Source organism: Actinoplanes sp. TBRC 11911, assembly GCF_012933445.1.
In the GTDB taxonomy this organism is placed as follows: Bacteria; Actinomycetota; Actinomycetes; order Mycobacteriales; family Micromonosporaceae; genus Actinoplanes.
Window position 1 is genome coordinate 1 of sequence record NZ_JABBNC010000045.1, and the last position, 16,956, is coordinate 16,956.

14 protein-coding genes are annotated in these 16,956 nt (G+C 69.4%); 3 read left to right on the top strand and 11 right to left on the bottom strand.

Features of this window, described 5'->3' with window-relative positions; all coding sequences use genetic code 11:
- Positions 1 to 492: 492 nt before the first annotated feature.
- The 5 genes from HH310_RS38470 to murD all read right to left on the bottom strand — a co-directional run bounded on the left by HH310_RS38470 (position 493) and on the right by murD (position 7,946).
- Positions 493 to 1,416 (bottom strand): carbohydrate ABC transporter permease, encoded by a 924-nt coding sequence (locus HH310_RS38470; RefSeq protein WP_169180691.1) that lies wholly within the window; start codon positions 1,414 to 1,416, stop codon positions 493 to 495.
- Between the two features lie 12 nt (positions 1,417 to 1,428).
- Positions 1,429 to 2,328, bottom strand: coding sequence for a carbohydrate ABC transporter permease (locus HH310_RS38475; protein ID WP_169180692.1), 900 nt, complete (start codon positions 2,326 to 2,328; stop codon positions 1,429 to 1,431).
- A gap of 34 nt (positions 2,329 to 2,362) precedes the next feature.
- A complete protein-coding gene (gene ngcE / locus HH310_RS38480; RefSeq protein ID WP_169180693.1) occupies positions 2,363 to 3,814 on the bottom strand; it encodes an N-acetylglucosamine/diacetylchitobiose ABC transporter substrate-binding protein in 1,452 nt (483 codons plus the stop codon).
- 68 nt (positions 3,815 to 3,882) lie between these two features.
- Complete coding sequence (locus tag HH310_RS38485) at positions 3,883 to 4,884, bottom strand: MurR/RpiR family transcriptional regulator (RefSeq protein ID WP_169180694.1); 1,002 nt, start codon at positions 4,882 to 4,884, stop codon at positions 3,883 to 3,885.
- Positions 4,885 to 6,593: 1,709 nt separating this feature from the next.
- Positions 6,594 to 7,946 carry a UDP-N-acetylmuramoyl-L-alanine--D-glutamate ligase gene (gene murD, locus HH310_RS38490; protein ID WP_169180695.1) on the bottom strand — a complete coding sequence of 451 codons (1,353 nt, stop codon included), beginning with the start codon at positions 7,944 to 7,946 and terminating at the stop codon, positions 6,594 to 6,596.
- A gap of 141 nt (positions 7,947 to 8,087) precedes the next feature.
- Here murD and HH310_RS38495 point away from each other — a divergent pair, with 141 nt between their 5' ends.
- On the top strand, positions 8,088 to 9,419 hold the full coding sequence (locus HH310_RS38495; RefSeq protein ID WP_169180758.1) for a hypothetical protein: 1,332 nt from the start codon (positions 8,088 to 8,090) through the stop codon (positions 9,417 to 9,419).
- Positions 9,416 to 9,775 carry a signal peptidase I gene (locus HH310_RS38500; RefSeq protein WP_169180696.1) on the top strand — a complete coding sequence of 120 codons (360 nt, stop codon included), beginning with the start codon at positions 9,416 to 9,418 and terminating at the stop codon, positions 9,773 to 9,775. The genes HH310_RS38495 and HH310_RS38500 overlap by 4 nt, the downstream gene beginning before the upstream one ends.
- An 82-nt stretch (positions 9,776 to 9,857) precedes the next feature.
- Here the strand turns inward: HH310_RS38500 and HH310_RS38505 are convergent, their stop codons facing one another.
- The 3 genes from HH310_RS38505 to HH310_RS38515 all read right to left on the bottom strand — a co-directional run bounded on the left by HH310_RS38505 (position 9,858) and on the right by HH310_RS38515 (position 13,630).
- Entirely contained in the window at positions 9,858 to 11,354 is a 1,497-nt protein-coding gene (locus HH310_RS38505) for a globin (RefSeq protein ID WP_248294841.1), read from the bottom strand.
- A 607-nt stretch (positions 11,355 to 11,961) separates the two neighbouring features.
- Complete coding sequence (locus tag HH310_RS38510; protein ID WP_211193168.1) at positions 11,962 to 13,101, bottom strand: MalY/PatB family protein; 1,140 nt, start codon at positions 13,099 to 13,101, stop codon at positions 11,962 to 11,964.
- On the bottom strand, positions 13,094 to 13,630 hold the full coding sequence (locus tag HH310_RS38515) for a GNAT family N-acetyltransferase (protein ID WP_169180697.1): 537 nt from the start codon (positions 13,628 to 13,630) through the stop codon (positions 13,094 to 13,096). Before HH310_RS38515 ends, HH310_RS38510 begins: the two co-directional genes overlap by 8 nt.
- Before the next feature lie 27 nt (positions 13,631 to 13,657).
- Between HH310_RS38515 and HH310_RS38520 the strand changes: the two genes are divergently transcribed.
- Positions 13,658 to 14,446, top strand: coding sequence for an RNA methyltransferase (locus HH310_RS38520; RefSeq protein WP_169180698.1), 789 nt, complete (start codon positions 13,658 to 13,660; stop codon positions 14,444 to 14,446).
- Here HH310_RS38520 and HH310_RS38525 read toward each other — a convergent pair.
- The 3 genes from HH310_RS38525 to HH310_RS38535 form a co-directional block, all read right to left on the bottom strand.
- Positions 14,428 to 15,024 (bottom strand): dihydrofolate reductase family protein, encoded by a 597-nt coding sequence (locus HH310_RS38525; protein WP_169180699.1) that lies wholly within the window; start codon positions 15,022 to 15,024, stop codon positions 14,428 to 14,430. The two genes, HH310_RS38520 and HH310_RS38525, sit on opposite strands and share 19 nt — an antisense overlap.
- A 31-nt stretch (positions 15,025 to 15,055) precedes the next feature.
- The gene (locus tag HH310_RS38530) at positions 15,056 to 15,718 is read right to left on the bottom strand and encodes a hypothetical protein (protein ID WP_169180700.1); all 663 of its coding nucleotides are present in this window, start codon (positions 15,716 to 15,718) and stop codon (positions 15,056 to 15,058) included.
- Between the two features lie 119 nt (positions 15,719 to 15,837).
- Positions 15,838 to 16,956, bottom strand: coding sequence for an SPFH domain-containing protein (locus HH310_RS38535; protein WP_169180701.1), 1,119 nt, complete (start codon positions 16,954 to 16,956; stop codon positions 15,838 to 15,840).

Below are 16,956 nucleotides of genomic sequence, written 5' to 3' on the forward strand. Positions count from 1 at the left end.
CGATGCGGTCGCCAGTGGCTGAATGGTGGGATCGCTCGCCTGCAAACCCGCGACATCAGCTGGCCGCCGCACCCGCGCTGCCCGCCGCCCGCGGCACTCGCATGCTCGGCGTCACTCGGCGGCGCTCGGCGGCGTGCAGCAGCGCTCGGCGTCACTCGGCGGCGCTCGGCGTCACTCGGCGGCGCGCAGCAGCGCTCGGCGTCACTCGGCGGCGCGCAGCAGCGCTCGGCTCCCGGTAAGCGCTCGGCTCCCAGCGAGCACTCAGCGCCCGGCAAGCACTCAGCGCCCGGCAAGCACTCGGCGGCGCTCGCGCCTGCCGCGCCGCCCGCCACCCGTGCACCCCGCACCCACCCGCCGGCTGGGGCCGGCGCGGGGAGCGCAACCAACCGGGCGGTGACCGGCGGGACAGCCCGGTCGGGCGTGAGGAGATGTTGTTGCAATCGGCCCTGCGAGTGTCACGGGACCATTCGCACGGGCGTACAAGCTAAAAAACTACTTCACCGCGCCCGCCGTCAAGCCCGCCTGGATCTGGCGCTGGAAGATCGCGTAGACGATGATCATTGGCAGGATGGACAAGGTCAGGGCGGCGAAAAGCGTGCTCCACTGGGCGTGGTAGCCCGCGGAGACGCTGATGTTCGCGATGCCCTGGGTCAGCACCCAGTTCTTGTCGGCGCCGGCGCCCTGCATGATGACGACCGGGAGCAGGTATTGGTTCCACTGGCCGACGATGTTGAAGATGGTGATGCTGATCAGGCCGGACTTGGCCATCGGCATCATGATTTGGAAGAACTTGCGGGTGTGTGAGGCGCCGTCCATGGTGGCTGCCTCGTCTATCTCGTTCGGCAGGGTTTTGAAGAATGCCGATAGGAAGAAGACGGTGAACGGCAGCGAATAGGCGATGTAGACGAGGATCAGGCCGGTGAACGTGTTGATGAGGCCGAAGCCCTTCAGGATGAAGAACAGCGGCACCAACGCCATGAACGTCGGGAACGCCAGGCCCGAGACGAACAAATAGTAGATGAAACGGTTGCCGAAGAACCGGTAGCGCGCCAGGACGTAGGCGGCCATCGACCCGAAAAGCATCGTTCCGGCGGTGCTCACGGCGACCACGAAAACGCTGTTGAGGAAGTAGCGGCCCACGTGTGCCGTCGACCAGGCGTCGACGTACGTCTGGAATGAGAAATGCTTCGGCAGCGCGAACGGCGCGCCCAGGAAGATCTCGGTGTTGCCCTTGAAGGATGCCAGGACGACCCAGATCAGCGGGCCCGCGGTGGCCAGGGCCCAGATGACCAGGGCGACGTGCGCCAGGCCGGTGAATCCGTTGACCTCGCGCCTCTTGTCCGGCTTGCGCCCGGCGTGCCGCGACGACGACGAGGCCGGAGCAACGGGTGCGGGAGTGCTGGTGACGTTGGACATGGGCGGCCTCGATCAGACGGCTTCGCGCCGGGTGACCCGCAAGGTCAGCGCGGCGAAGGTCAGGGTCAGGAAGAAGAGGACCACGCCGAGGGCGGAGGCGTAGCCGGCCTGCGAGTATTCGAAGGCGTTGCGGTAGATCATCATGCTGAGCACCGAGGTCGCGCCGTCCGGACCACCGCGGTCCACGGTCATGATGTTGACGAGCGCGAAGCAGTCGAACGCGGCGATGCCCAGGTAGACCCACGCGACCTGGATCGTGTTCCACAGCAGCGGAATGGTGATCCGGAAGAAGAGCGTGACGCGGCTGGCGCCGTCCAGCGCGGCGGCCTCGTAGATCTCCGACGAGATCGAGCCCATGCCGGCCGAGAAGAGCACCACGTAGAAGCCGATCGCCTGCCAGACCAGCACCAGAAGGACACAGGTGAGCGCCCAGCGGCTGTCGGCCAGGAACAGCCAGGGTTTCCAGGAGTTCGGCATCAGGCCGTTGAGCATGCCGCTCTTGTCCGGGCCGAACACCCGGCCGAAGATCACCGCGACGATCGCCAGGGCGAGCAGCTGCGGGAAGAAGAAGATGATCCGGTAGATCTTGGAGCCCCAGACGCCCCGGGTGGTGCCGCCCTTGTGTCCACCGCCCACGTTGAGCAGGAAGGCGAACACCAGGCCGATGGTGATCGTGATGATCGGCAGCAGGATCAGCACGAACAGGTTGTGCCGGATCGACCGCCAGAACAAGGGATCGTGCCACAGCTTGACGAAGTTGTCGAAGCCGATGAAATCCATCGGCCCGATGCCCGACCAGCTGTAGAGCGACAGCTTGAAGGTCTGGACGTAGGCCGCAACGACGAAGACGCAGTAGAGCGCCACCGGCACGGCAAGGAAGCCGATGATGAAGGGATACTTGCCGTGCCGCATGGCGACTACCTCGGATCTGTTTCTTGAGGACTGATCAGCTACGGGTCTGCTTCTTGATGGACGAGTCCTTGGCGACGGCCTGGGACGCGGCCTCCATGCGGTCACAGAACTTCTTGGCGTCGCCACCCTTGAACATGAGCTCGTTGACGGCCGAGCGGGACTCGTCGTCGAGCTTCTTGTACCAGGTGTCGAACAGGTACCCCATGAAGATGTCCTTGCCGGCCTTGCCGAGGGCATCGTTCGCGCTGGTCAGACCGGGGGAGATCGTCACGCCGTCGGCGGCACCCGAGACCACGGTAAGCGACTTGGTGGCCTTGGTGAAGCCCAGCGCCGCTTCCTTGGAGAGCATCGTCCGCAGGTACTCCTTGCCGCCCTGCGGGTTCTTGCCCTTGGCCGCCGCGAAGTAGATCTCGCCGGCCGCCGCGTTGACCGCGGTCGCCGGGAGCTGGTCCGATGTGGTCACGCTCGGGTACGCCGCCATCGCGTACTCGAAGGTCGGCGGGGTGTCCTTGGACTGCTCGTTCTCCAGCCAGGAGCCGCTCGGGTAGAAGGCGACCTTGTCCTGGTTCTGCTGGAGCTGGACCTCGGTGTGCTTGAGGCCGAGGAACGACTTGTTGATGTACTTGTTGCCGATCTCGCCCCACGCCTGCGCGGCCTGCATGACCGGCGCGGCCGTCCAGGCACCCGGCTTGAGGTTGTCGATGTCCTTGAGGGCCTGCTCGGTGCCGATCTTCGCGGCGCTGGTGAGCAGGGCGCGGACCATGTAGTACGACGCGTTCGCACCGGCGTAGCCGAACGGCGTGATGCCGGCCGCCTTGATCTTGTCGCACAGGGCGGTGAAGTCGGCCCAGGTCGCCGGCGCCGTCCAGCTGTTCTTGTCGAAGAGCTTCTTGTTGTACCAGAGGCCGAACACGGTGAACGAGTAGTTCACGGCGTAGGGCTTGCGGGCACCGTTGAGCTCGTACGTGCCCTGCTCGATCGCGCCCGGCACCAGCGTGTCGCCGACGGTCTTGCCCGGGATGTCGAGCGACGGCGCCGCGAACAGGTCGGTCAGGTCGGCCGCCTGGCCCGCGGTGACGAGAGCGCCCATGTCCATCAGGTTCGAGCCCGAGTTGTTGATCATGTCGGGCGCGTCGCCGGCGTTGATCCGCGGCTGGACGACGGTCGCGATCTGCTCGGTGGCCGAGTACGTGATCTTGGCGTCCGGCCACTTCTTGTTGAACAGCGGGGTGTCGACGTCGGTCGCGTACGCGGTGCCGAGACCACCGTTGAAGATGACGATCTCGACGGGCTTCTTGGGGTCGATACCCAGCGGGTTGTCGGCCGACTTGGCGCCGCCACCCGCGTTCGAGGTGTCGGTGTCGCCGTCATCGCTGCTCACACAGGCGCTGAGCAGGCCGACCGCGGGGGTGGCGAGCAGACCGACGGCCGCCGCACGGCGCAGCAGGGTACGGCGGTCGACCTCCGGCTTGAATATCTCGGACATCAAACTTCTCCTTGGTTATCCGCTCAGTGGTTTGCTCAGGGGGGAGAGTAAGTGGTGAATATTACGGATTAGCCACCTCCCGCGTCTTTTACGGCCTTATGACCGTGTACGGCCTGGGCGGTGCGCTGGAAGGCCGCGTGCGAACGCTCGTGGGTCCGCTGCGCGACGGCGACATAGAGAAGATCGAGAACGACCAGTTGCGGATGCCGGGCGCTGAGCGCGTCCGGCCGGAAGGTGGTCGCCTGCGTCGCGGTGACCAGGACGATGTCGGCGACCTCGGCTAGCGGGGACTTGGGGAAGCTGGTCAACGCGATGGTCACGGCGCCACGGGACGAGGCCTCGGCGAGAAGTTCGATGGTCTCGCCCGTCTCGCCGCTGTGCGAGATGCCGAGCGCGACGTCACCCGGGCGGCTCAGCGCGGCGCTCGCCAGGCCGTTGTGGACGTCGTTCCAGGCCCAGACCGGCACGCCGATCCGGTGCAGGCTGAACTGCATCTCCTCGCCGACGAGGGCGGAGCCGCTGGCCCCGTAGATGTTGACGCGCTGGGCGCCGGCGATCGCGACCGCGGCTCGTTCCACTTCGGCCAGGTCGAGAAGCTCCGCGGTGTCGTGCATGGCCTGCGTGTCGGCGGCCATGATCTGACCGAGGACCCGCTCGAGTGGATCGCCCGGCTGGATCTCGCGCCCGATGTCGACGGTCCAGCCGGCGCTGCGGGCGCGCCCGGTCTCGGCGGCGATGCCGAGGCGCAGATCGGCGTACCCGTCGAAGCCCAGGGCGCGGCAGAAACGGGTGACGGTGGCCGGGCTGGTTCCGCTGCGCTCGGCGAGCTCGACGATCGTGGCCCGGGAAGCGGCGGCGGGGTCGGTGAGCACTTGCTCGGCTACGCGCCGGAGGGCACCGGTGAATTCCGGCAGGAGTGAGCGGACGCGGACGAGGACGCCGCCTTGCTCTTGGTGCGGTTCCCGGGTTTGTTCCGTGGCCTGGTCGCGGGCTTGATCGCCCCCGGCGCCGCGAACCAGGGAGTCGACGACCGCTGTCGGCGCGGCGCCGTCCATCTCCGGCTCGCTCATTAGCCACCTCTTCAGGAAGGACTGTTTACTGTCGCGGTAAAAGTTCTTACTAATGACCCCCTTGTGTCAAGACTGTGAGCGAAGTTTTCAAACCGTGACCTGACCAGCGCGGATGAACGACCGTTTCGCCGCAGCCAGTTGGCAGCCATCAATCCGCATATAGCCAGTTACGACGTGACAGCAATCACATGACCGATTTCCGGCTGTTTTGTCATAGGCCTTCAGACCGACAGAACCAGGCCCGTTCGGATGACGCCATGTGGTCCGTTAGGCCCATCTCGTGGCGCGTCCAAAACAATCTTTGAAAATCCCGCCCCCGGTACGGCGTGCGCCGCCCCAACCGCACCAGCGACGCCCCGTGTTTTTACGGCCACTCTGAGCGGCCCCGCACGCCCGTTGCCCCGGCTTCCGGCCGGTGCGTCCCGTAACGCCGGCCGGGTCGCCGTTCCGATGGCGGGCCGGCCGGGCGAGCGGTTATCGCGCGCGGCGATGCGGGTTCGCTGGATGCGGCCGCGTTGCGGCAGCGGGTGGCTGGGGCGGGCGACCATCGCGGGCGGGCGGTGCCGGGTCCCGCTGGTTGCCGCGAGTTCCCGCCGTCAGGTTCGGCAGCTTTCGTGTCGATTTGTCGCGCACAGAGCGCGGCGGTGACCCGACACGCGCGCGTGCCGCCTGCTTTGCTCTCGCCAGCTCAGACCTTCTGCCTGAGGGGATTGACTGGCGCGAGGCGGACGTCTCACTATCCGAGCGCAAAGTCCTGCATCGTGGAACTGTTCAGCTGGTTCTCGCGCCGCTCACCCTCCGATGCGTTGGCCTTGCGTGGCTGACCTGAGGGCCGTCGCTGTGGGGAGCTGGGACGGTTCCGGCCGTGGCGGGTGCCCACACCTGGTGAGGGTGGCCGCGGTGTGGGGAGCCACGGCCTCCCCGGCGTTGCGATTCCCCACACCCGGGTGGGGGCGGCCGCGGTGTGGGGAGCCACAGCCTCCCCGGCGTCGCGACTTCCCACACCCGGGTGGGGGTGGTCGCAGTGTGGGGAGCCACAGCCTCCCCGGCGTCGCGACTTCCCACACCCGGGTGGGGGAAGTCGCAGTGTGGGGAGCCACAGCCTCCCCGGCGTCGCGACTTCCCACACCCGGGTGGGGGCGGCCGCGGTGTGGGGAGCCACAGCCTCCCCGGCGTCGCGATTCCCCACACCCGGGTGGGGGTGGTCGCGGTGTGGGGAGCCACAGCCTCCCCGGCGTCGCGACTTCCCACACCCGGGTGGGGGTGGTCGCAGTGTGGGGAGCCGCAGCCTCCCCGGCGTCGCGACTCCCCACACCCGGGTGGGGGTGGTCGCAGTGTGGGGAACCACGGCCTCCCCGGCGTCGCGACTTCCCACACCCGGGTGGGGGTGGCCACGGTGTGGGCAGCCACAGCCTCCCCGGCGTCGCGACTTCCCACACCCGGGTGGGGGTGGCCACGGTGTGGGCAGCCACAGCCTCCCCGGCGTCGCTACTGCCCACACCCGGGTGGGGCGCCCGTTGTGGGGAGCTGGGACCTGCCCGGGCCTGGCGACGTCGCCTCGCACGGGGACTCCCGGCCGACGGAACCGGCTGAACGGTTCCGAATCGTGGGCGATCGTCCGAACAGGACGGTTGCTTTGAGAGGAATCGCGGCTTTTACGGCCCGGAAGGGGCGGGATGACGGGGCCGGTCGCCGCTGGGGGGAGGGGGCTACGGCGCTGAGTCTTGGATGGCCTTGAGGAAGACCTCGGAGCGGTGTTCGAAGTTTCGATACTGGCCGTAGCTTGGTGCGCCCGGGGACAGCAGGATGACGCCGCCTTCGGGGGTCAGCTTGCGCGACAACCGCACGGCGGCGGGCAGGTCGGGGGCGTTCTCCGTGCGGATCCCGGGCAGGCCCGCCAGCTCGCCCAGGATGCGTGGGCCGCTGTCTGGCATGCCGATTACGGTCAGTTGACGATCGGACAGGAAGTCGCGCAACGGACCGTAGTCGACGCCGCGGTCCTGGCCGCCGACGAGGACCGTGAGCGGGCGACCGGCGTACGCGTCAATGGCATGGATGGTGGCGTACGGGCTGGTGGACAGGGTGTCGTCGACGAAGATCACGCCGGACTGGTCCTGGATCTCGGTCAGGCGGTGCGGCAGGCCCTCGAAGGACGCGACCGCCTCGCGCAGCTCGTCCTTGGCGGCGAGCACGTCGACGCCGAGGCCGTCGAGCACCGCGAGCGCTACGCAGAGGTTGCGGCCGTTGTGTGCGCCGCGCAACCGCAGCACCGAGCGCGGGAACAGAACGTCATCACTGCAGAAGACGATGTCGTCCTCGACGCGGAACCGGGAGTCGTCGGCGCCGGCCGGGATCGGGGGGAAGCCGTTCGCGTCGGCGTCGTCCCGGATGTGGTCGCGGAGGCGCTCGTCGGCACCGTTCACGACGATCATCTCGGGCTCGTGGCGCAGCAGGTTGAGCTTGTCCCGATAATATTCGAGCTCGCCGCCGTGCGCGTCCAGGTGCTCCGGGAACAGCGCCGTCACCACGGCCACCCGCGGCGAGTCGGTCAGGTCGGCGCACTGATAGCTGGACAGCTCCAGGACGTACAGCTCGGCGGGTGGAAGATCGAGCAGCGGCACGCCGATGTTGCCGCCGAAGATGTTGGGCCGGCCGACCGCCGCCAGCAGATGACTGATCAGGCTCGACGTCGTGCTCTTGCCCTTGCTCCCGGTGACGCCGATCGTGCGCGTGGCGTGATCGGCCATCCAGAGGGCACTACCGCCAGTCACCGGTACGCCTCGGGTCCGCAGCTCCTTCATCCACGGGTGCGTGGACGGGACGCCGGGCGACCGCACCACGACGTCAGCCGTCACCAAGGCCGGGAACGCGTGATCTCCGCCGGCGAGCGGCGCACGCTCGGCGAGATCGCCCTCCCACGCGATCGACAGGAAGTTGGCGCTGTCGTCGACCGCGATCAGCCGGGACGGCTCGTGCGGCGCGATCGCGTTGACCGCGGCCCGGCCCTCGCGGCCGGTCCCCCAGACCGCCACCGACCGTCCGCGCAGGTCAGTCAGACGCACGTCGAGCCTCCTATCGGGGCGGCACCGGAGCAACGGCCCGCCCAAACACCGGCAAACTGCACCGGAACGACCACGAATGCGGAGTCGCACTAGTATTGCCGGTCGTCCCTACGCAAGGAGTTCCGGGTGCAGTTCGACGTCATGCGCTTCCCTTCGTACGCCTTCGACCCGGCCACGGGGAAAGCGACGTTCGACTACGTGCTGGACGGCCCGACCCCGCTGAGTTTCACCGAGACGATCACTTTCCCCGTCCCAGGTATGCCCAAAAATCCGGAAAAATCGGGTGGGGGCGGCGGTGGGGCGGGCACTCCGGTGCCAGAGGCGTTTTATCGGGTGCTTGAGCTGCTTCACGTTGTAGCGGGGGTCAGCTACTTCAAGGTCGGGGCGCCCGCCCGCGTGGTCGCGCCCAAGGCCTTCCCCACCGCCGCGGCTGACTACTTCAGTGCGATCTACACCAAGGGCATGGCCGAGTACGCCTACCGCAACCAGCTCCCGCACGTGCTGGAGCTCCGGGTTGAGGTGCCGGGGGTCGGCGACGACGCGGCGCCCGTCGACAACTCGGGGCGGCGGCCGCTGTCGGCGGTCGGGGGTGGCAAGGACTCGATCGTCACGCTCGAGGTACTGCGTGCGGCCGGGCTCGACCCCGTGCCGTTCTCGGTCAACCCCAACGCGGTGATCAAGAATGTGAACGCGGCGTCGGGGCTCGAGGCGCTCGCGGCGCGGCGGCAGCTGGATCCGCGGCTGTTCGAGCTCAACGAGGCGGGCGCGCTCAACGGGCACATTCCGGTCACCGCGATCAACTCGCTGATCGCGATCGCGACGGCGGTGTGGCACGGGCTCGGGCCGGTCGTGATGTCGAACGAGCGGTCGGCCAGCGACCCGAACCTCATCTGGAACGGGCACGAGGTCAACCACCAGTGGTCCAAGGGCGTCGAGGCCGAGGGGCTGCTCCGCGAGGCGGTCACCGCGCACGCGGGAGTCACCGAGCCGTACTTCTCGCTGCTGCGGTCGCTGTCCGAGCTGCACATCGCGCAGCTGTTCGCGCGCTACACCGCGTACGACGATGTGGTCACCAGCTGCAACAAGGCGTTCAAGCTGCACGACCCTACGGCGCGGTGGTGCGGTGACTGCCCGAAGTGCCGGTTCGTCTTCCTGGCCATGGCACCGGCGATGGACCGCGCGCGGCTCACCAAGATTTTCTCCCACGACCTGTTCGCGGACGAGGCGCAGGTGCCGGGCTACCTGGAGCTGCTCGGCATCGACGCGCACAAGCCGTTCGAATGCGTGGGCGAGGTCGAGGAGTCGGTGGTCGCCCTGTCGATGCTGGACGACGACGCCCCGGTGCTGGTCGCGCTCCGCAAGGCCGTCCCGGCTCAGGCGTGGGCGGCGGCCTCACGGGACATGGTCATGACGCCGGGCGGGGCGACGTACGTGCCGGCGGCGTACGCGAAGATCTTGAATGATGCCTTGTGACGATCTATGTGGGGAACGCTGACGAGGACGCGCCGGCCGAGCATGGCTGGTTGCTCGGGCACTTCAAGCCGGTCGGGGACGCGCGCCACAGCGCCGATGTGGAGATCAAGTGGGGTCGTCACGCCAAGGGCGACCGCCGCGCGCAGTGGGTCAGCGGCGAGGAGCGCACCGCCCTGCTCATGCTGATCAGCGGGCGCTTTCACGTCGAGCTGCCGGACCGTGATGTCGTGCTGACCACGCCGGGTGACTATGTGGTCTGGGGGCGCGGCGACGATCACTCATGGTTCGCGGCCGAGGATTCGGTCGTGGTGACCGTGCGCTGGCCGTCCGTCGCGGGGTACAAAGTGGCGAGCTGAGCCCGGCTCACGATCGACGTCGCGCGGACCCGCGAGTCAAATGTGCGCGATCGCGGTCGTCGGGCGCGAGCCGCCGGCCCGGTCACTCCGGCGCGTCGTGATGGATCCGCGACGGGTCGACGCCCAGCTGGGACAACGCCGCCTTGGTCGCCGCCAGCATGATCGGTGGGCCGGCCAGATAGACCTCATGCCGAGACCATTCCCCGTACGCCGCGACGGCGTCCATGACCAGGCCCGACGCGTACGGGCCGGGGTTGCCCTCGGAGACCACCGGCACGACGGTGATGCGCCGGCCTGAGCGAGCGATGTCGGTGAGGTCGTCGACATCGTAGAGTTCGTCCAGATTGCGCACGCCCCAGAACAGCACCGCCGAGCGCGGATCGCCGGTGTCCACGAGCTCGATCAGCAACGCCTTCAGCGGCGCGACCCCGGTGTCCCCGGCGATCATCAGCAGGTCGCGGCCGGGCGGGGGCGGCAGCGTCATCGTCCCCTCCGCGCGGCCGAAGCGCACGAGGTCGCCCTCCCGGAGGCGGTAGACGAGTGTGCCGCTCACGCCGCTCTGCGTCTTCGCCCGTACGTGCAATTCGAGAATGTCGTTCCGGCGCGGCGCCCCGGCCAGCGAGTAGGGCCGCCAGATGCCGGGCAGTTCGGGCACTTCGATCCGCGCGTACTGTCCGGGCTCGTACGGCATCGGCAGCAACGGCCGGAACTTCACCACGGCGAGATCGTGCCGCCGCAGGTCATGCTCGACGACGACGGCGTCCCAGATGCCGGCCTCGGTGGCGTGGGCGATCTCGCCGTGCCGGATCCACTCGTACACGTGCTGCCACGTCGACCGCCAGGCGACGTCGAAATCCTGTCGCCAGGTGCCGGGCGGCATACCCGCGCGGATCGCCTCGACCAGAGCCGCACCGACCATGCGGAACTCGTCCGGGCGTACACCGGAAGCATCCAACGCCGCACCCAGCCTGGCGCAACCGTCCACCAGCACCGGCGGCTGATCCAGATGGTGGACCAGCCAAGTGATTGCTCGCGCGAGCAACTCGTCCTGATCCGCCTCGCCGCCGGGCAGAACCGCGACCAGCGCCGGATGGGCCTGCAGCAACGCCTGCCGGAAACGCTCGGCCACCTCGTCCGGCCCGCCCGCGTAGGTCAGGCTGGTGCTGAGCAGCCGCTGCGTCTCCCGCAACAGCTCATCATCGGCCGGATCCATCCCATCCGCCGAGGCGACATATCGCCGGCCGGGCGCGGGGTGCGGGGGTTCCTTGTGTACGCCCGTGGGCCGCGCGCCGGTTTCGCCAGAAGCCCACAGTGGACGGGTCGGGGGTGCGCCCGGTTCGTCAGGTGGTTGCTGGGTGCGGGGTTTCCGCGTGGGGGTGAGGCCGGCGAACAGGTTCCGGCTGGGCCGGCCCACTTCGTCGACCTCGCCGGGGAGCACCTCGCCGGGGAGCAGGTCGGTGCCGGGGTCGCGATTGGTGGGGGGCGGTTTGGGGCGCCCGAAGAAGTCTTTGCCGGGCATGTGGATGGCGCCGTCCGGGTGATCGTCGCCAGCGTGCTGGTCATGGGTTCGGCTGCTCAAGGAGTCGGTTGCTTCGCCGTCTGGTCCCGAAATGCCGCCTATTACCGAAATGTCGCCCGTTACCGAAATGTCGCCGGTTACTGGAGTATCGCTCTTTGCTGGGGCATCGCCCGTTGCCGGCGCGTCGCCCGCTTCCTCCATGTCCCTCGCAGCAGCCCATCCGGGCCGGACGGCGGGACCACGCGTGGCGGGACCAACCGTCGGCCCGCCCGGCGCCGGGATGCCCGTGGCGCCACCCGAAATGTCGGATGAAAGCGATTCGTCGTCCTCGTTCAGGGAGGCCAGGCGATCCAGCTCGGTGAGTGCCGCCGCGGTGTCCGTCGCACCCGCGGCCACCGCGTCCGGCGCCGCTTGACGCAGGCGAATGGCCCGCAACAACGCCAACAGGTGCTGGTCCGCCCCCGAACCCGAGCTCGATCCGGACGACACTCGCACACCCCTTTTCGGCGAACCACGCGAACAGGACAACCGTACTGCTGTCCCCCGCCTCCCGTCTTTCCTACCCGACGCCCGCCGCACCCGCATCAGCGCGGGGCTGGGCGACGTAGGGGGCGAACGGGTGCCGCCGCACGCGACCCGCCTGGCGCGGCGACTGTGTGCGGCTGGGTCAGGCGGGGACGCGTACGCGGGAAAGGCGGTTGACTGCCTCGTCGAGGATCTCGGGGCTGGTGGCGAAATTCAGGCGGACGTAGCCCGCCCCGGCCGCGCCGAAGCGCGTGCCCGGCTCCACCGCCACCCTCGCCTCGGTCAGGAAGCGCTCCCGCGGCGCCGCGTCCTCCCCGTACGCCGAGCAGTCCAGCCAGGCCAAATACGTCGCGGACGGGGGCGTCCAGCGCACCTCGGGTAAGCGCTCCCGCAGCAACCCGGCCAGCTGGGTGCGGCGGGCGTCCAGCGTTGCCAGCAGCGCGTCCAGCCAGTCGTCGCCCTCGGTCAGGGCCGCCAGCGTGGCCAGCACGCCGAAGTGGCCCAGGCGGTCGTTGGGGTGGAAGGGGAAGCGCTGCACCGCCGTCGCCATGCGCTGCGACGCGGTCACCACCATCGCGCACTTCAGGCCGGCCAGGTTGAAGGCCTTGCTCGCGGACAGGACGGCCACCGCGACCTCGGCGGCACCGGGCACCGACAGGAGCGGCGTGAACGTGGCGCCGGGCAGGACCAGCGGGGCGTGGATCTCGTCGCTGACGATCGGGACCCGGTAGAGGCGGGCCAGGCGCACCACGGCCGCCAGCTCGTCGTACGTGTGGACGCGCCCGACCGGGTTCTGCGGGTTGCAGAGCAGATAGGCCGCCGGGTGCCTGGCGAACGCGGCCTCCGTCGCGGCCAGGTCCAGCCGGCCGGAGCGCAGCGGCACCTCCAGCAACCGGCCGCCGGCCTCGGGCACCCAGTCGAAGAACGGCGGATACACCGGCGGGTTGATCACGATGGGGTCGCCGGGGCGGGTGAACAACCGCAGCGTCTCGGTCACCCCGGCGCTGACGTCGCCCACCGCCGTGACCTGGGCGGGGTCCACGTCCCAGCCCCAGCGGCGGGCGGCGAATCCCGCGTACGCGTTCCCGAGCGCGAGCGACGGCGTCGGGTAGCCGGTGTCGGACCGGCGCACCGCGTCGAGCAGCGTCTCGCTCACCGCGGGCGCCAGGTCGTAGTCCATCTCGGCCACGAACATCGGCAGCACGTCGTCCGGAAAGGTCTGCCACTTCTCGCTCTGCCGCTGCCGCAGCGTGGCGAGCGGGGCGACGGTCAGCTCATCCATGCGGGTTCCGCAGGCGGTACCGGACCGAATGCCGCAACGGGCCAGCCGGCGCGGTCGGGTCGTCGAAGTCGTCGGCCGGATCGTGGGTCATGCCCAAGCGTCGCATCACCGCGTGCGAGCGCACATTGCCGGCGGCCGCGATCGCGAGGATCTCCGGCAGGTGGAGCTGGGTGAAGCCGTACTCGCAAACCGCCCGCGCCGCCTCGGTGGCGTAACCCTTGCCCCAGGCCCATCGGGCCAGGCGCCAGCCGGCCTCGACGCCCTTGAACGGCAGTTCCTCGTCGACCGGGTCGAGGCCGGCCATGCCGACGAACAGGCCGGTTGCGCTTTCCTCGATGGCCCACCAACCCCAGCCGCGTTCCGCCAGCTCGCGGCGGAAGTAGGCGATCGAGTCGGCGGCTTCCTGCTGGTTGAGCACCGTCGGGAAGAACTCGCGGACCTCGGGGTCGGCGTTCATGGCGGCCCAGGGCCGCAGGTCGTCGTCCTGCCATTGACGAAGGACGAGGCGTTCGGTGCGGAGAGGGGGCACCCGACGACCCTACGGCAGAATATTCGGATGCCCGTGTTTGACCTCGACAGTGCCGACGACGAACGGATCGGCGACTACCGCGCGCTGACCGACGTCGACCTGCGGACCAAGTGGGAACCGCCGAACGGCCTGTTCATCGCCGAGGGTGAGCTGGTCATCCGGCGTGCGCTGCGGGCCGGGTACGAGCTGCGCTCGATCCTGGTCGACGCCAAGCGGGTGGACCAATTTGCCGATATAAGCGGAAATGTCTATGCGGCTCCCCCGCCGGTGCTGGAGTCGATCACCGGCTTCCACGTGCACCGCGGTGTGCTCGCCTCGTTCCACCGGCGGCCGCTGCCGTCGCTGAGCGAGCTGCTGGCGAACGCCCGCCGCCTGGTCGTGCTGGAGGGGCTGAACACGCACACCAATCTGGGCGCGCTGTTCCGCAGCGCCGCCGCCCTCGGCATCGACGCCGTCGTGCTCTCGCCCGACTGTGCCGACCCGCTCTACCGACGATCGGTCCGGGTGAGCATGGGCGAGGTCTTCGCGATCCCGTACGCCAAGGCAGAGGCGTGGCCGGGGGCCTTGAAGGAGGTCAGCGCCGCGGGTTTCCGCCTGCTCGCGCTCACGCCGGCCGACGACGCCGTGCCGATCGCGACGCTGGGCAGCGAGGACCGGCGACGCCCGGCCCTGATGCTGGGCGCCGAGGGGCCGGGCCTCACCCGCACCGCTCTGGCCGCCAGCGACCTGCGGGTGTCGATCCCCATGCAGAACGGCGTCGACTCCCTGAACGTGGCGACCGCGGCGGCGATCGCCTTTTACGAGCTCAGCCGGTAAGTCAGGTGGGTGGCGTGCCCGGACGGGCGCACATGGATCTGCCGCAACTCGCCCGGGGTGGCGCCCGCGAACAGCGGCGTGCCCCCGCCGAGCAGCACCGGCGACAGGTGCAGGCGTAGCTCGTCGACCACGCCCTCCTCGATCGCGCGCCGAATCGTCTCGCCGCCGCCCATGATCACGACGTCGCGGTCGTCGGCGACGGCAATGCCCTTGGCGATCGCGCTGCGCAGGCCGTCCACGACGAAGGTGAACCGGTCGACCAGCCGCACCTTCTCCGGCGGGGTGCGGGTCACCACCAGCACCGGCGGCTGGGCGCCGCGGCCGGCTCGCGCGCCGTAGCCCATCTCGTCGGTCCAGCCGTGCGGCCCGTCGACCACGTCGAACAAGCGGCGACCCATGATCACCACGCCGGTGGCGTCGACCGACTCGGCGAGGACCGCCTGCTCGATCGCGTCCGGTTCGAGCGCCCAGGTGTGCAGCGCGAGACCGCCACGGCCCATGCCCTGCTGCGGGCTGGGATCGGGGCCGGTCACGAAACCGTCCAGCGAAACCGAGATGTCGGCGACCACCTTTGCCATGCGAAGCAGCATGCCACGCGGGTACGACATTTCAGTGGCGCGGGATCAACCGGCCGCCGGTCCAGGCCAGCCCGGTGCCGGCGGCCACCAAAAGTAAAGCCCCCACCGTCGGTAGGGGCTGCCGCGCGTGCGTTCCGGCTCCGATCGCCACCGCTGCCAGCATGAGCAGCACGCCGTCGGCCGGGTTCACCAGTTTGCAGCGGAACACCGCCCAGCCCAGCAGCAGCCAGCCCAGCCCGGTCGCCGCGGCCGCACCCACCTCGACCAGCCGCAGCTGGGACACGGTGAGCGGGGCGCCGGCGGCCACCGTGTCGTCCGGCAACGCCGCCAGCGGCACCGCGGTCAGGAAGGCCGCCAGACCGACCAGCAGGCCGGCCAGCGCGCTGCGGCGGTTACGCGTGCCGCTCAGCAGCCCGGCCAGGGCGATCATCGCGATCAGCGACAGCCACGCGGCACCGAGCTGGATGACCAGCGGGCCGGGCGGGGTGGCGACGCCGAGGGTGGCCCAGCCGCTCAGCACCGCCGAGGCGGGCAGGGCCCAGAGGGCGAGACGGGCGTACCGGCGTACCGACCAGATCCAGACGGCCTCGCGCACCGGCAGATGGTCTCGGCTGCCGTCTCCGGCGCCACCCACCCACGCGGGCGCGACACGCAGCGGCTTGCCGCTGGCCGTGTGGTGGTGGCTGATGCTCATCGGGCGCCTCGCCTGGATCGCGATCCTCGGGCCCGAGCATGGCAAACGAAGCACCGGATTCGCAGGCGATTCACAGAAAAGGACCGGCCTCGTACGAGGCCGGCCCCTTTCGGTGTTCTCTAGGCGCGTTCGCGATCCGCCACGCCGTTGTAGTCGGCGCCGCCGAGCGCGGCGGACGGCGGGATCGGCTCCGGCGCGGGCAACGCCGACGGCGAGTTGGGACCGCCGCTGACCTGCTCCTCGGCCTCGCGGACCTGGTTGTTCACCTTTTCCGCCTCGGCCGCGGCCGAGGCCGCCGCGGCCTCCGCCTCGCGCTCGACCGACTCTGTGTCCAGACCCGCCTTCGGTACGTCGCCCGCCATGTTGGCCAGGCCGCCCAGCGCGCCGCCGAGACCGTCCAGGGCCCGGCTGAGCTCGGTCGGCACGATCCAGACCTTGTTGGCCGTGCCGTTGGCGATCTGCGGCAGGGCCTGCAGGTATTGGTACGCCAGCACCTTCTGCGACGGGTTCGCGGTGTGGATGGCGTCGAACACCGTGCGGATGGCCTTCGCCTGGCCCTCGGCCTGCAGGATCCGGGCCTGCCGGTCACCGTCGGCCTTGAGCACCGCGGCCTGCTTCTCACCTTCGGCGGTGAGGATCTGGGCCTGCTTGTGACCCTCGGCGTTCAGGATCGTGGCGCGACGCTCCCGCTCGGCGCGCATCTGCTTCTCCATCGAGTCGCGAATGCTGGGCGGCGGCTCGATCGCCTTGATCTCGACCCGGGTGACCTTGATGCCCCAGCGGCCGGTGGTCTCGTCGAGCACCGTGGACAGGTGCCGGTTGATCTCCTCGCGGCTGGTCAGGGCGCGCTCGAGGTCGAGCGAACCGATGACGTTCCGCAGGGTGGTGACGGTCAGCTGCTCGATGGCCTGGAGGAAGTTCGAGATCTCGTACGTGGCCCGGACCGGGTCGACGACCTTGAAGTAGAGCACCGTGTCGATCGAGACGACCAGGTTGTCCGAGGTGATCACCGGCTGGGGCGGGAACGAGACGACCTGCTCGCGCATGTCGACCTTGCTCCGCACCGAGTCGACGAAGGGGACCAGCAGGTTGAGGCCCGGGCTGAGGGTCCTCTTGTACCTGCCGAGACGCTCGACGACGTCCATCCGCTGCTGCGGGACGATACGGACGGACCGGAGCAGCGTCACTATGGCGAACACCAGAATGACGATGATGAGTACACCGATCACGGCTTCCAT

Excerpts from the sequence above, each read along its gene's own strand:
- HH310_RS38530 (WP_169180700.1), bottom strand. The coding sequence starts at position 15,718 with ATGAGCATCAGCCACCACCACACGGCCAGCGGCAAGCCGCTGCGTGTC.
- HH310_RS38495 (WP_169180758.1), top strand. The coding sequence starts at position 8,088 with ATGCGCTTCCCTTCGTACGCCTTCGACCCGGCCACGGGGAAAGCGACG.
- HH310_RS38485 (WP_169180694.1), bottom strand. The coding sequence starts at position 4,884 with ATGAGCGAGCCGGAGATGGACGGCGCCGCGCCGACAGCGGTCGTCGAC.
- HH310_RS38525 (WP_169180699.1), bottom strand. The coding sequence starts at position 15,024 with ATGGCAAAGGTGGTCGCCGACATCTCGGTTTCGCTGGACGGTTTCGTG.
- HH310_RS38470 (WP_169180691.1), bottom strand. The coding sequence starts at position 1,416 with ATGTCCAACGTCACCAGCACTCCCGCACCCGTTGCTCCGGCCTCGTCG.
- HH310_RS38510 (WP_211193168.1), bottom strand. The coding sequence starts at position 13,101 with ATGGATGAGCTGACCGTCGCCCCGCTCGCCACGCTGCGGCAGCGGCAG.
- HH310_RS38535 (WP_169180701.1), bottom strand. The coding sequence starts at position 16,956 with ATGGAAGCCGTGATCGGTGTACTCATCATCGTCATTCTGGTGTTCGCC.
- HH310_RS38475 (WP_169180692.1), bottom strand. The coding sequence starts at position 2,328 with ATGCGGCACGGCAAGTATCCCTTCATCATCGGCTTCCTTGCCGTGCCG.
- HH310_RS38520 (WP_169180698.1), top strand. The coding sequence starts at position 13,658 with ATGCCCGTGTTTGACCTCGACAGTGCCGACGACGAACGGATCGGCGAC.
- ngcE (WP_169180693.1), bottom strand. The coding sequence starts at position 3,814 with ATGTCCGAGATATTCAAGCCGGAGGTCGACCGCCGTACCCTGCTGCGC.